Source organism: Citrobacter sp. R56 (genome assembly GCF_016811995.1).
Taxonomy (GTDB): Bacteria; Pseudomonadota; Gammaproteobacteria; order Enterobacterales; family Enterobacteriaceae; genus Citrobacter_D; species Citrobacter_D enshiensis.
Map to the genome: position 1 here is coordinate 2,200,600 of NZ_CP069159.1, position 14,452 is coordinate 2,215,051.

Sequence of the window (14,452 nt, forward strand, 5' to 3'; positions counted from 1 at the left end):
GCCGCGAGGGCCTTGAGTGCTATGTATCTGATTAATTAGATATCTTTATGAAAAATCTGTACTCTATAAATATTACATATAATTCAAGAGCATCTATCCTTATTAGTGGCGCCTTGTTCAAGTGAACCATCAAACATGCCACAATACGGGCCTTAACCGGCTATATTTTTTGCTAAATCAGGACATTAACTACCCATGAAGGGTAAATATAAAGCCGTTCTCGCACTACTTCTATTATTGACCCTGATACCGCTGACGTTGATTATGACGCTGGGGTTATGGGTTCCCACACTGGCAGGGATCTGGCTGCCCGTGGGTACGCGTATCGCGTTGGATAAGAGTCCGCGTCTTACGCGTGATGGATTACATATTCCTGAACTGCGCTACCTGGTCGGCGACTGCCAGTTAGCGAAGGTCACCGAGGCCGGACTTTCTCACCCGAGCCGCTGGCGGTTAAACGTTGGCACAATCGAGCTTGATTCAGCCTGTCTGGCAAAACTCCCCGAGGCCACACAATCACCTGCAGCCCCCAAAACGCTGGCTGAATGGCAGTCGATGCTGCCGAATACCTGGATTAATATCGACAAAATTATCCTTTCGCCCTGGCAGGAGTGGCAGGGGAAACTGTCTGTCTCTCTGACGCCCACTCTCCAGCAACTCCGTTATCAGGGCGATAAAGTCACATTCCAGGGTCACCTGCGCGGGCAGACGCTCACCGTCAGTGAACTGGAAGTGTCCGCTTTCGAGCAACAGCCGCCGGTGAAACTGGTCGGGGAGTTCACTCTGCCGCTCGTGCCCGATGGGCTGCCCGTGAGCGGCCATGCCGTGACCACACTCAGTTTGCCGCAAGAACCCTCGTTGGTGGATGCCGAAATTGACTGGCAGGACAACGCCGGGCAACTGGTGGTGATGGCGCGCGATAATCCGGATCCGCTGCTGGATCTCCCCTGGGAAGTGACGCGTCAACAGTTCACCATTAGCGACGGGCGCTGGGCGTGGCCATATCAGGGCTTTCCGCTCAGCGGGCGGATGGGGCTCAAAATAGAGAACTGGCAGGCCGGACCCGAAAATGCGCTCGTGAGCGGGCGGTTGAACGTGCTTACCCAGGGTGATGCGGGGAAAGGGAACGCGGTGCTGACGTTCGGACCGGGGAAACTCAGCATGGATAACAGTGAGATGCCATTGCAGGTCACCGGGGAAGCGAAACAGGGCGATCTGATTTTCTACGCCATTTTGCCTGCACAACTCACCGGGAGTCTGGCCGCGCCGCAACTGGACTTCGCGCCAGGCGCATTGCTGCGTTCCCGTGGTCGGGTCATCGACTCTCTGGATATTGATGAGATCCGCTGGCCGCTGGCGGGCGTGAAGGTGACGCCGCGTGGGGTCGATGGCCGCTTGCAGGCCATTTTGCGCGCTCACGAGAATAAAATGGGTGATTTTGTCCTGCACCTGGATGGCATGGCGAATGACTTTCTTCCGGACGCGGGGCGCTGGCAGTGGCGCTACTGGGGAACGGGCAGTTTTACCCCGATGCATGCCCACTGGGACGTCGCCGGTCGGGGCGAGTGGCATGACGAAACGATCACCCTCACCGATCTGTCTACCGGATTTGACCAACTGCAGTACGGCACCATGAAGGTGGACAGCCCGCGTCTGATACTCGAACAGCCGGTAGTGTGGGTTCGCGACGCGAAGAAACCCGCCTTTAGCGGCGCATTGTCCTTTGATGCGGGGAAAACAACCTTTACCGGCGGCAGTGTGTTACCGCCTTCAACGTTGAAATTCAGCGTCGAAGGTCGCGATCCGACGTTTTTCCAATATAAAGGCGATCTGCACGCGGGGGCTATCGGTCCGGTACGGGTGATCGGGCGCTGGGATGGCGTACGTCTGCGCGGGCAGGCCTGGTGGCCAAAGCAGTCACTGACGGTCTTTCAGCCGTTAATACCGCCTGAATGGAAGATGAAATTACGCGAAGGCGAGCTGTATGCGCAGATTGCATTCTCTGCCGCGCAAGAGCAGGGTTTTGAAGCGGGCGGTCACGGCGTGCTGAAAGGCGGTAGCGCGTGGATGCCTGACAACGAAATCAATGGCGTGGATTTTGTGCTGCCGTTTCGTTTTAGCGCAGGCGTCTGGCAACTGGGGACGCGGGGGCCGGTGTCGTTGCGTATCGCTGAAGTCATCAACCAGGTGACGGCGAAAAATATAACGGCCGATCTGCAGGGGAATTATCCCTGGAGCGAAGAGGATCCTCTGCTGTTAAGCGATGTCAGCGTCGATGTGTTGGGCGGGAAAGTCACCATGCAGCAGTTGCGGATGCCACAGCACGATCCGGCACTCCTGCGGGTACAGAACATCTCGTCAAGCGAGCTTATCAGCGCTGTTAACCCGAAACAGTTCGCCATGTCTGGCCCGGTTAGCGGTGCGTTACCGCTGTGGTTAAACAATGAAAAATGGATCATCAAAGATGGCTGGCTGACGAATCCTGGCCCCATGACTTTGCGAATTGATAAAGACACTGCCGATGCCGTGGTCAAAGACAATATGGCTGCGGGTGCCGCGATCAACTGGCTACGTTATATGGAAATTGCCCATTCCTGGACGAAAATCAATTTAGATAATTTGGGTGTATTGACCATGCAGGCGACGATTGCGGGCAGCAGTCGCGTTGATGGAAAAGTGGGGCGGGTAAACCTGAACTACACCCATGAAGAAAATGTGTTTACGCTCTGGCGCAGCCTGCGTTTTGGCGACAATTTACAGGCATGGCTAGAACAAAATACAGCGTTGCCAGAAACCCATTGCCCGGAAGGCAAGGAATGTGAGGAACCACAATGAAAATGATGACTGCCATGCTGGCGCTGTGTGCCTCTGCGTTAGTGACCGGCTGTACGCCCCGTATTGAAGTCGCCGCACCGAAAGAGCCCATCACCATTAATATGAATGTCAAAATTGAACATGAGATTCATATCAAAGTGGATAAAGACGTGGAAAGCTTACTGAAGTCGCGCAGCGATTTATTCTGAGGTCATGATGAAAAAACAGCTAACACTGACGGTGCTTATTCTGAGTTTGCTGAGCGGCAATGTGATGGCGTTGACCCTCAACGATGCCCGAACCCAGGGGCGCGTCGGGGAAACGTTGAATGGCTATCTGGTCGCGCTGAAAAACGACGCGGAAACACAAACTCTGGTGAAAAAAATTAATGAGGCGCGCAGCGCCAGCTATCAGCAACTGGCCGAAACCAATCATATTCCGGTTGATGAAGTGGCGAAAATGGCAGGGCAAAAGCTGGTCGACCGTGCGAAGCCCGGCGAGTATGTTCAGGGCATCAACGGGAAATGGATGAAAAAGTAATTAGCGATAGCGCTTACGGTATTCTCCCGGCGAAATGCCGAAGCGCTGCTTAAACGCCGTCGAAAAATGGCTATGATCGGTAAATCCCCAGGCATAGCCAATACCCGCCAGTTTCTCTTCTCCGTTAGCCGTACGCAGCATTTGGGCGCAAAGATCAAGACGGCGATTTTTAATGTATTGCGCCACCACCAGACCTTTATCCGCGAACATGCGGTATAAACTGCGTACCGACATACCACTCTCGGTGGCGACCCATTCCGGGCGTAGCGTCTCTGACTGAATATGCGCGTCGATCAGCGACAATACATTGCGAAACTGCCGCTCTTTACGCGGCTGCAAGGTCTCCTGCTGTTGCAGGACCGGCCGTAACAGACACACGATCGCTTCCAGCGCCGCTTCGCTTTCTGTCTCGCTCATGCCCGTGTTGCTCATGCTTTCCTGCAAAAGTCGGTGACTCAGTTGCACGGTAGGCAGATCCCGCGAGAGCTTTTGCGCACAACTGACTTCCTGAAAGCGAAAGTGTTGTTCGAGCATCTGCCGTGGCAGCAACAGTGAAACCTGACGGGCTTTTGCCGGCCAGTAAAAAGAGCAGGGGCGCGAGGCGTCAATGAGCGTAATGTCGCCGGTTTCAAGTTCAATCTGGCGATCGTCTTGTTCCATCACGGCCTTACCGTCGAGCTGGAACACGGTATAAAACCAGGCGTCATTGCTGTGCTTAATTTCCTGGCGGGTACGAAACAGGTTTACCCCTCCCACCGTGACCGTGCTTAACTTCAGATTGTTGGCAAAACTGGATTCCAGTTCGCCAACAAATTCTCCCGCCAATGGGCGGGCAGCAAAGCTGCCGCAAACCTGATTGATCTGCGCCAGCCACTGTTCGTATTGGTCTTTCTCGCTCACACCAGCCATTTTTATCTCGCTGCCTTATGCATTGTTTTATTTCTGTTGCGGTAATGTTGCAAATAGCAAGGGCGTTGTGGGTGACTATAGGAAATAACGCTCGCCGGGCATAGCGTTTGTAAGGGTTATTCTTGGTATTTGCGGAGCCTGTCACAGCAAACAAAGCGATTGTCACAGAGCAAAAAGCCGGTTTCGTGAAGGCGGCATAGACTGTCTGGACAACCTGCAATACTAAGGAGAATGTATGTCTGATACACAGGTCACCGTCCTCGCAGCGGTACAACACTTTCTGGACAGGCAGCATGGGCTCTGGATTGATGGGCGCCAGACGCCCTCCGATGGCGATAAGCGGCTTAGTCTCTACAACCCGGCCACCGGTGAGGTGATTGGCTCAACGGCAGACGCCAGCGTCGCCGATGTCGATCGCGCGGTGATGTCCGGCTGGCGTGCTTTTGTTTCTCGCACCTGGGCAGGAAAATTACCGGCAGAACGTGAGCGGATCCTGCTGCGTTTCGCCGATCTGGTCGAACAGCACAGCGAGGAGCTGGCACAGCTCGAAACGCTGGAGCAGGGGAAATCGATCGCGATTGCCCGGGCATTCGAAGTCGGTTGCACGCTGAACTGGATGCGCTATACCGCCGGGTTAACGACCAAAATTGCCGGTAAAACGCTGGATCTTTCGATTCCACTGCCGCAAGGCGCGCGTTATCAGGCCTGGACGCGTAAAGAGCCGGTGGGGGTGGTCGCCGGGATTGTGCCGTGGAACTTCCCGCTGATGATCGGAATGTGGAAAGTGATGCCTGCGCTGGCGGCAGGATGCTCAATCGTTATCAAACCGTCTGAAACTACGCCGCTCACGCTGCTGCGCGTCGCGGAACTGGCGACAGAAGCGGGGATCCCGGATGGCGTCTTCAACGTGGTCACTGGCAGCGGCGCGGTGTGCGGCGCAGCGCTAACCACCCATCCGCATATCGCGAAAGTCAGCTTTACGGGCTCAACGGCGACGGGGAAAAACATCGCGCGTTCGGCCGCAGACCGGCTGACGGGCGTGACGCTGGAGTTAGGCGGTAAAAATCCGGCGATTGTACTGAAAGATGCCGACCCGCAGTGGGTGATTGAAGGTCTGATGACCGGAAGCTTCCTGAATCAGGGGCAGGTGTGTGCGGCCAGTTCGCGTATTTATATTGAAGCCCCGCTTTTTGACACGCTGGTGAGTGGCTTTGAGCAGGCTGTCAAATCGTTGACTATCGGGCCGGGGATGTCGCTACAGGCGCAGATTAACCCGCTGGTTTCCCGGGCGCACTGCGACAAGGTACAGACTTTCCTCGATGATGCCCGTGCCAACCATGCAGAGCTTCTCTCCGGTGCGGCAATTCCGGATTCGAAAGGGTACTACGTGACGCCGACGCTGGTGGTGAACCCGGATGCCAAACTGCGTCTGACGCGAGAAGAAGTGTTCGGTCCGGTCGTCAACCTCGTACGCGTGGCGGATGGCGAAGAAGCGCTTCAACTGGCGAACGATACGGAATACGGTCTGACGGCGAGTGTCTGGACGCAAAATATCAGCAAAGCGCTGGAATATACCGACCGTTTACAAGCCGGAACGGTGTGGGTTAACAGCCATACGCTGATCGATGCCAACCTGCCATTTGGCGGAATGAAACAGTCCGGCACCGGGCGTGATTTCGGCCCTGACTGGCTGGACGGCTGGTGTGAAACCAAGTCGGTGTGCGTACGCTATTAATCTCTGATGGGGTGCCCGGTAGCGTGTAGTTTACCGGGCACCTCATATCCAGGCCAGATATCCCATCATCAGAAAATTGAGCAAGTTGTACTCTTCTCTCGCACCCTTATCCCCGCAAAAATCACCTGTATAGCCGGTGGAATTGACTTCGATGACGACGCTCCCAAAAAGAAACCTCCGCCCGTTTTGTTAAATTTAAATCCATAGAAAATCAGGTAAAGCCAAAATCGGTTGCTGACCACTTCTACTGGCGTCGGTGTTTATGCAAGGATAAAAAAAACGGCGCAGCGCGCCGTTTTTCACATCCCCAACGTTACTTCTCTTTCTTCGCCCCTAACGACGGCGTTTCGTCAAAGAAGTTCCACGGTTTCAACAGGGTATGAACCCATTCGGTTGGCATAATCGGCCACTCTTCCGCGCGGGCAACGTGGGTGGTGCCGGTTGTCATCCAGACCACGGTGTCGGTATTGTCCAGCGACTCGTTGTCTTTGGTGTACTCGCCAAGCCCCGTATCATGCGTTGAACGGTTCGGGTATTTGCCTTCCGGGAAACGTTCATCGGCATGGTAACGCGTGACCCACAGCTGTTTGTCCATAAAGCTCAGACGGTGGTAGATCCACTCATCCGGGGCGAATTTCGCGCCTGTCGCCACAGGGTGGGTACCGCCTGCGTAAGGAATGATCTGATAGGACACCGGGTTGCCCATGCGGTTTTCTTTGTTGGTGTTACTCAGTAAACGGATGGTGCCTGGGTCAAATTTCTGTGCGGCATCTTTCTCATTACTGATGTTGTACTGATCAATCTGCATGGTGCTGGTACGCGGCCCGCCAGCGGTGTTAGGTTTCACCACCGGATCCATGGCCACCAGGCTGTTATTCTCGCCATCGACGTCTAAATCCAGGCGGAAGTTATAAATATGCTGATGGGTGGTACCGACAATATTGTGATCGATAAGCGTACCGTAACGGGTATCGTCTTTTGCGCTTGGATCGTGCATCGTTTTCGCTTGTACGCCTTTCACCGCTTCAATCCCGGTGGCGCCAGCATCAATACCGATAGTGCCGTTCTGATGGAAAACCCAGTCAAAAATGTAGTCATAGTTGCCGACGGTACTGATCCAACGCACCACCAGTTCACGACGTTCAGTACTGACGTTAGGTTGCCCCATCTCCTGGTGCTTATATTCCGGGCCCGCGTAGCGCTCAAAAATAGCCACGGCGCGCGGGATCTCGGTCGGTTTACCGGTGTAGTCCGCGATAGTTTCATTCAGCAGTACGGCGTTGCCCGGCGCATCTTTACCGCGCTCGATAGGCGAGGTCAGTGTCCCCATCCCGTAATCGCCGGAATCCAGGTAGGCTTTAAAATACCAGCCAATGCCCGGGTCGCCGTAAGGCACGATCATGCCGCCGAGCGATCCTTCGTACATCACTTTGCGCTTCTTACCGTTATCGTTAAACGTGACGGTTGAAATGATCGGTCCGACGCGCGAATTCAGGCGCAGGTGGAAGTCCCAGTTTTGCCAGTGGATCATGTCGCCAGTAATGGTGTAGTTCTTGCCTTCAGGCTCGACGATTTGCAGCGGTTTTACCGTCGGGGCATGGCGATCGCGACCGTCATACGCACGCGGCGTCAACGGAACCGGAATCACCGGGCCATCTTCAATTTTGATGATTTTCTTCTGCTCAAGATCGACCACGGCGACGAGGTTTTCAATCGGATGCGCCCAGTAGTTACCGTCGCCGACATCCAGATAGCTGATCACTTTCAGTAAGCGCGCATCCTGTTTTAAGCCATCTTTGCCGTCAAAGTAGCCGACGGTCAGCGGGGTGGTGATCACTTTTTTCGGGTCGGTGATGCCGTGTTTTGCCAGCGCCTGGGCATACTCTTCGCTGCCATTAATCACGTTTTGTACGGTAGCGAAATCGTCCAGCAAGACCATGCCGTGGGCATCTTTGATGGGAGTCCAGGATTCAATCTTTTTGTCATCCAGGGAGACCACGCCTTCAATGATATTTTTGCCATCCAGCATGATGACATCGGCCTTACGGGGCTGTTTCACCGGGGTTCCGTTCAGGGCGAAATCCCAGACTTCCTCTTTGTTCGGTTCACGCAGCGAAATTTCGGTAAAGCGGGTATTCGGTTTGAAATCAGGCGAAGTTTTGACGATCTCGACGGCCTGTTTGATCTCGTCGGCGGTCAGCGAGTTAAGCGGATGGGGGCGCTTTTCCACCTGGAAGGTTTGGTCCAGATCGGACTGAAAAACTTCATTAATAAAGCCGTCGGAGATCCAGGCTTTTTGGTTCTTCATCACCACCGGAACCTGTAACGTCAGGGATTTACCATTGACGATGGCTGTTTTCGCTCCCGGCTTAACTTTAACGAAAGCGCCGTCTTTGCTGATGGTAAACATCTGCGCGTAGTCATCCCACTGCACATCTGCACCAAAATCCTGCAGGGTTTTTGTCATTGGCAGCATATGTGCTTCACTGCCATGTGCGAATGCCTGCGACTGCCAGGAGCACAGCAGGGCGACAGCCAACGCCAGCGCTGTTTTGCGGGGAGTCAGGTCCATATATAACCTCGTCTTGTTGTGTTGTTCTGCGTTTGTGACCGCTTTTGTGTGCGGTTTATCTATCGCTAACATAGCAATATGGCCGTGGAAACGGTTTGCTTGCATTTGCCAGGTTATTTGTCAGATTTGCCAGATACCTGCCAACCGGTGGCAGACGCGCGACGATGACGCTCACTTGTTATCATTTTTCTGCGAGTCATTTCGGAAATACTCACCGCCAGGGTGAAAAGCGTTAGCCCATTGTTAATACTTGATACACTATAGGGAAGTCTATCAATTATCAGGGAAAGGTAATGACGCTTTATCAGATAAAACCCGCGTTTCAGGCACTTCTGCGTCCGCTGATGTTCTGGCTGAACCGACGCCATGTGACGGCGAATCACGTGACCCTCGCCGCAATGGCACTTTCCCTGGTCACCGGGGCGATATTGAGTTACTTCCCCGAGCCAAAACTGTTTTTCCTGCTGCCGGTGGTGTTGTTTGTCCGCATGGCGCTCAACGCGCTGGACGGTATGCTGGCGCGAGAATGCCATCAACAATCTCGCCTTGGCGCTATTCTTAATGAAGTGGGCGATGTCGTGTCAGACATTGCACTTTACCTGCCGTTTCTGTTTCTGCCCGCCAGTTCTCTGGCGCTGGTGTTGATGATGCTGTTCTGTGCAGCGATGACGGAATTCTGCGGCGTCCTGGTGCAAACCATTAACGGTGTTCGTAGCTACAGCGGTCCGTTGGGCAAAAGCGACAGGGCATTGGTGTTTGGCGCGTGGGGGCTGGCGCTGGCCATCTGGCCCCAACTTGTGCAGTGGAATAACCTTGTCTGGGCGCTGGCGATAGCGCTGCTGTTGTGGACGGTGGTGAACCGTTGCCGAAGTGCATTGCGTGAAGAGGGGGCGAAATGATGTTGCTGGAAAAATCACTGGCGGTCATTTTTGCTCTCTTAATGCTGGCAACGGTGGTGAACATGCTGCTGGTGTGGCGGCGTCCCGGCAAAGACTGGCGCGAGCTTACGTTACGTATCCGCACCTGGTGGGTCATTATCATCTTGTTTTCGCTGGCGATGTTAAGTCCGCGCTGGCTGGCGCTGACCTTTTTCGCGATCGTCAGTTTTATGGCGTTAAAAGAGTTTTTGACGCTGGTGCCTTCGCGTCATTCCGATCGTATGCCGCTGTTATGGATGTTTATCGCCATTCCCATTAACTACTGGCTGATCGGCATTGGCTGGTACGGCATGTTTGTGGTGTTTATTCCGGTGTATGTCTTTTTATTTTTACCAGCGCGGATGGTGATCGCCGGTGATACGCAGGGATTTTTGCGTACCGCTTCTCAGCTTCACTGGAGTCTGATGACGACTGTGTTCGCCTTTAGTCACGTCGCGTTTCTGCTGGTGCTGCCTGCTGACGACAAACAAACCGGCGCGTTACTGGTTCTCTTTCTGGTCGGCTTAACGGAGTTTAACGACATTGCCCAGTACCTGTGGGGGAAATCCATCGGACGCATCAAGGTGACGCCGACGGTCAGCCCCAATAAAACGCTGGCAGGTTTAGTGGGCGGTGTGGCGACTACGGCGCTGGCGGCGCTGTTGCTCGGGCCATTACTCACGCCGTTAAGCTGGCCGATGGCGCTGCTTGCCGGGGTGATAATCGGGGTGACCGGATTCTGTGGCGATGTGGTGATGTCGGCCATCAAGCGTGATATCGGCGTGAAAGACAGTGGGACGCTATTGCCCGGCCACGGCGGGATCCTCGATCGACTGGACTCGCTGATCTTCACCGCGCCGGTCTTCTTTCATTTCATCCGTTATTTTTGTTACTAACCTATGATGACAAAACTGCTTAGAACGTTGTTCTCATTGTGTATCGTCTGGCCGGTGATTTGGCTGTGGCTGGGGCTGCGGGTCAAACATCGGCAACGCTTACCGCAAAACGGACCGGCGATCATCGTGGCGAATCACAACAGCCATATGGATGTGTTTGCACTGTTGTCGCTGTTTCCGTTACGCCGTCAGGCGCAGATCCATCCGGTCGCGGCTGCCGACTATTTCCTGCGCAACAAATGGATGGCCTGGTTTGCGCTCAATATCATCAATATTATCCCCATCACTCGCCAGGGGGGCGAAGCCAATCCGCTGGCACAGTGTGAACAGGCGCTTCGCGACAACAAAATATTGATTATCTTTCCGGAAGGGACGCGGGGCGAGCCAGGTAAACTGTCGCCGCTGAAATCCGGGCTGTGGCATCTCAGTCAACGGGTGCCGGACGTTCCGATTATTCCTGTCTGGCTGCGCGGTACAGAACAGGTGATGGCGCGGGGAAATCGTATTCCTCTCCCGCTTTTTATTGACGTCTGTGTGGGTGAGGCGCTGCCTTGTCACCCGGAAAAAAACGTGTTTATGGATGAACTGAAGCAACAACTGTTGGCGCTTCAGCAACAAACAACAGGAAACTACGCTCATGAACCCACATCGCACGCCGGATGAACGGCATTTTCTGACCAGCGACAATTGCGAACTGTTTTATCGCCACTGGCCAGCACAGGCGGAAGGGACCGCCGCCAAAGTGATTGTTCTGTTTCATCGCGGGCACGAACATTCCGGGCGTCTGCAGCATATTGTCGACGAACTGGCGATGCCAGACACCGCGTTTTATGCCTGGGATGCGCGGGGGCATGGGCGTTCACCTGGCGTGCGAGGATACAGTCCGTCGCTGGCGCGTTCGGTGAAGGATGTTGATGAGTTTGTGCGTTTTGCCGCTGCCGACAGCCAGGCGGCACTGGAAGAGGTCGTGGTCGTTGCGCAAAGTGTTGGCGCGGTGATGGCGGCGACCTGGGCCCATGACTATGCTCCACGAATTCGCGGGATGGTGCTGGCATCACCGGCGTTTAAGGTGAAGTTGTACGTCCCGTTTGCCCGCCAGGGGCTTGCGCTGATGCACCGCCTGCGCGGACTTTTCTTCGTAAATTCCTATGTCAAAGGCAAGTATCTGACGCACGATCACGAGCGGGTGGCGAGTTTCAATCAGGACCCGCTGATTACCCGCCCGATTGCCGTCAATATCCTGCTCGATCTCTACAAAACGGCGGAACGTATTGTCAGCGATGCTGGCGCGATTACGTTGCCGGTACAACTGCTGGTCTCTGGCGAAGATTTCGTTGTGCATCGTCAGCCTCAGATCGATTTTTATCAGCGTCTGCGCAATCCGCACAAAGAATTGCATGTGTTACCCGGTTTTTATCACGACACGCTGGGCGAAAAAGAGCGTCATCTGGCCTTTGACAAAATGCGCGATTTTATCGACACGCTCTACGCGAAGCCGCCGCAATTCTTCGACTATCGTCACGAAGACCGCTGGAGTCCTGGCGCCGACAACTGGCGGATATTAAGCGGCGGACCAGAACCGTTTTCTGTCGACGATCTCGCGTACCGCAGTTTGCGCTACGGCATGAAGATGCTGGGCACGCAGTCTGCGGGCGTTCGGGTGGGGTTTGAAACCGGTTTTGACTCAGGTAGCACGCTGGACTACGTCTATCGCAATCAGCCGCAGGGCAGCAGCGCGCTGGGGCGTCTGATTGATAAAAATTACCTCAACAGCGTCGGCTGGAAAGGCATTCGCCAGCGTAAAGCCCATCTTCAAATGTTGATCCAACAGGCAGTCGCGCAACTGAACTCGCAGGGAACGACCGTGCGGGTGGTTGATATCGCCGCCGGTCACGGCCGCTACGTGCTCGATGCGCTGCAAGGCGAAACGGCGGTGAGCGAAATATTACTGCGCGACTACAGCGAGCTGAACGTGCTGAAAGGCCAGGAGATGATTGCGCAGCGCGGGATGGCGGGAAGGGCGCGTTTTGAACGGGGAGATGCCTTTAACCGTACGGAACTGGCCTCGCTTGAGCCGCGTCCGACGCTGGGCATTGTCTCCGGTCTGTACGAACTGTTTCCAGACAACACGCTGGTGCGAAACTCGCTTGCCGGGCTGGCGGATGCCATAGAACCGGGCGGCATTCTGATCTACACCGGGCAGCCCTGGCATCCGCAGTTAAAAACCATCGCCTGGTCGCTCACCAGCCACAAAGACGGTAAAGCGTGGGTAATGCGCGTGCGCACCCAGGGGGAAATGGATGCGCTGGTACACGAGGCGGGGTTCGATAAATGCGCCCAGTTGATCGATGAGTGGGGCATTTTCACTGTCTCAATGGCGGTGCGTCGCACATCATGACGGTTCAACGCCCCATTTTTGTTCAGGGTATCGGCTGGCTGCTGTTGCTCGCGCCGTTTTTCTTTCTGACCTACGGTCAGGTTAATCAATTCACCGCCGGACGAGACGGCATCGGCAGCATCGTTTTTGACTGGGAGCGGCATATTCCGTTTGTGCCGTTCACCATCATTCCCTACTGGAGTCTGGACCTGTTGTACGGCCTGTCGCTGTTTATTTGCACTTCGCTGAATGAACAACGCCGCCTGGTCGGGCGACTGGCGCTGGCATCGCTTATCGCCTGCGCCGGTTTCCTGCTGTTTCCACTGCGTTTTACCTTTGTCAGACCGGAAATTAATGGTCTGGCGGGCTGGTTATTCGGTCAGCTTGAACAGTTTGATTTGCCCTACAACCAGTCGCCCTCACTGCATATTATTTTATGCTGGCTGCTGTGGCGGCATTTCAACCGCCATCTGAGCGGCGGCTGGCGGGCGCTAAGTACCGGCTGGTTTTTGCTGATCGCGGTTTCTGTGCTGACGACCTGGCAGCATCATGCCATTGATGTGCTAACGGGTCTGGCGGTCGGCATGCTGATTGACTGGCTGATCCCCGCGCAGGGCAAATGGCGCTGGCAATGGGCTGGCGGAAAACATCTCACGCTGGCAGGGCGCTATTTTGCGGGCGCGCTGGTGTGTCTGGTGGGAACCAACCTGACGTACTGGCTGTGGTGGCCTGCCATTGCCTTGCTGATTGTTTCGCTCTCGTATGCCGTTTTGGGTGTAAGAGCGCTGCAAAAAGATGAAAAAGGGCGGTTAAGCAGCGCGGCCTGGTGGCTGCTGTTGCCCTGGCGCGCAGGCATGTGGCTTTCTATGCGCCTCTACACCCGCCGTTTACCCACCATCAGCCCGCTTGCGGATGGGGTGTCTCTGGGCGTGTACCCGCGAACGCCGCCAGCGCCGCGCGCGGTACTGGATCTGACCAGCGAGTTTCCGCGTTCACGCGCCGTGCGCGAGCATGCTTACCAGTGCATCCCCCTGTTGGATCTGGTGAACCCGGACCCGGCGACGCTGTGTCTGGCGGTAAATACGCTGGAAGCGTTACGCACCGCGCACGGGAGCGTGCTTGTCCACTGCGCCCTTGGGCTTTCGCGTAGCGCACTGGTAGCTGCGGCATGGCTGCTGTGGCGCGACCCGACACTGCACGTCGCACACGCGGTAGCACGTGTTCGCGAAGCCCGTCCGCAGGTGGTCTTCACCCCTGAACATCTGGAGTTACTGGAACAATGGAAAACAAGTGTGACAGTGTAACATGTGACGATGATGTCGCGTCGCACCTGCTGCAACACACCCTGTCGAGCTGGCGATTCTTGCTGCTTTTTATCCTCCCGCCGCTGATGTGGGTGGTGTTTGTCGGGCAGGCCGGGATATTCCGCGCGGTTATCGCATTGCTGTGCGGATTAGCTTTCTTTGGCTGTTGGCGAGTCTGGCTGGATGCGCATTATTTAGCGGTGATCAATCAAGAGAATAATGAACAGGCAGGAGCTGCACTGTTTTTCATCTGGCGGCGCGAAAGGCTGCAACGGTTAACGCTAAGCGAGCGGCGTCAGGGGGCGCTTAAACAATTTCGCCAGGCTTTGGGATTGATTGCGCTGCTGTGGGCAGTCTGGCTGATTGCGCTGCTGTTTTACTAAGAAGA

Annotated in this window: 12 protein-coding genes; 10 read left to right on the forward strand and 2 right to left on the reverse strand. The window is 55.1% G+C overall.

Going from position 1 to position 14,452, the window contains the following annotated elements; all coding sequences use genetic code 11:
* The first annotated feature begins 195 nt into the window (after nucleotides 1-195).
* From JM656_RS10530 to JM656_RS10540, 3 genes are read left to right on the forward strand one after another with little or no spacing between them, the layout of a single operon-like run.
* The gene (locus tag JM656_RS10530; protein WP_203361094.1) at nucleotides 196-2,835 is read left to right on the forward strand and encodes a YdbH family protein; all 2,640 of its coding nucleotides are present in this window, start codon (nucleotides 196-198) and stop codon (nucleotides 2,833-2,835) included.
* Nucleotides 2,832-3,023, forward strand: a complete 192-nt coding sequence (locus JM656_RS10535) for a YnbE family lipoprotein (protein ID WP_203361095.1) — start codon at nucleotides 2,832-2,834, stop codon at nucleotides 3,021-3,023. The genes JM656_RS10530 and JM656_RS10535 overlap by 4 nt, the downstream gene beginning before the upstream one ends.
* A gap of 7 nt (nucleotides 3,024-3,030) precedes the next feature.
* Nucleotides 3,031-3,354: a YdbL family protein gene (locus JM656_RS10540; protein ID WP_203361269.1), complete on the forward strand. Its 324-nt coding sequence runs from the start codon at nucleotides 3,031-3,033 to the stop codon at nucleotides 3,352-3,354.
* Here JM656_RS10540 and feaR read toward each other — a convergent pair whose 3' ends face one another.
* Complete coding sequence (gene feaR / locus JM656_RS10545; protein WP_203361096.1) at nucleotides 3,355-4,263, reverse strand: transcriptional regulator FeaR; 909 nt, start codon at nucleotides 4,261-4,263, stop codon at nucleotides 3,355-3,357.
* A gap of 235 nt (nucleotides 4,264-4,498) precedes the next feature.
* Here feaR and JM656_RS10550 point away from each other — a divergent pair, with 235 nt between their 5' ends.
* Nucleotides 4,499-5,998 (forward strand): aldehyde dehydrogenase family protein, encoded by a 1,500-nt coding sequence (locus JM656_RS10550; protein ID WP_203361097.1) that lies wholly within the window; start codon nucleotides 4,499-4,501, stop codon nucleotides 5,996-5,998.
* Between the two features lie 313 nt (nucleotides 5,999-6,311).
* Here the strand turns inward: JM656_RS10550 and tynA are convergent, their stop codons facing one another.
* On the reverse strand, nucleotides 6,312-8,570 hold the full coding sequence (tynA, locus tag JM656_RS10555) for a primary-amine oxidase (RefSeq protein ID WP_203361098.1): 2,259 nt from the start codon (nucleotides 8,568-8,570) through the stop codon (nucleotides 6,312-6,314).
* Between the two features lie 293 nt (nucleotides 8,571-8,863).
* On the opposite strand from tynA, the gene JM656_RS10560 reads away from it, so the two are divergent.
* From JM656_RS10560 to JM656_RS10585, 6 genes are read left to right on the forward strand one after another with little or no spacing between them, the layout of a single operon-like run.
* A complete protein-coding gene (locus JM656_RS10560) occupies nucleotides 8,864-9,469 on the forward strand; it encodes a CDP-alcohol phosphatidyltransferase family protein (protein WP_203361099.1) in 606 nt (201 codons plus the stop codon).
* Nucleotides 9,466-10,383 (forward strand): phosphatidate cytidylyltransferase, encoded by a 918-nt coding sequence (locus JM656_RS10565; RefSeq protein ID WP_203361100.1) that lies wholly within the window; start codon nucleotides 9,466-9,468, stop codon nucleotides 10,381-10,383. Before JM656_RS10560 ends, JM656_RS10565 begins: the two co-directional genes overlap by 4 nt.
* Nucleotides 10,384-10,389: 6 nt before the next feature.
* A complete protein-coding gene (locus JM656_RS10570; protein WP_370552333.1) occupies nucleotides 10,390-11,046 on the forward strand; it encodes a lysophospholipid acyltransferase family protein in 657 nt (218 codons plus the stop codon).
* Nucleotides 11,021-12,781, forward strand: coding sequence for a bifunctional alpha/beta hydrolase/class I SAM-dependent methyltransferase (locus JM656_RS10575; protein ID WP_203361102.1), 1,761 nt, complete (start codon nucleotides 11,021-11,023; stop codon nucleotides 12,779-12,781). Before JM656_RS10570 ends, JM656_RS10575 begins: the two co-directional genes overlap by 26 nt.
* Entirely contained in the window at nucleotides 12,778-14,064 is a 1,287-nt protein-coding gene (locus JM656_RS10580) for a phosphatase PAP2/dual specificity phosphatase family protein (protein ID WP_203361103.1), read from the forward strand. The genes JM656_RS10575 and JM656_RS10580 overlap by 4 nt, the downstream gene beginning before the upstream one ends.
* On the forward strand, nucleotides 14,040-14,447 hold the full coding sequence (locus JM656_RS10585; protein ID WP_203361104.1) for a hypothetical protein: 408 nt from the start codon (nucleotides 14,040-14,042) through the stop codon (nucleotides 14,445-14,447). The genes JM656_RS10580 and JM656_RS10585 overlap by 25 nt, the downstream gene beginning before the upstream one ends.
* Nucleotides 14,448-14,452: the final 5 nt, after the last annotated feature.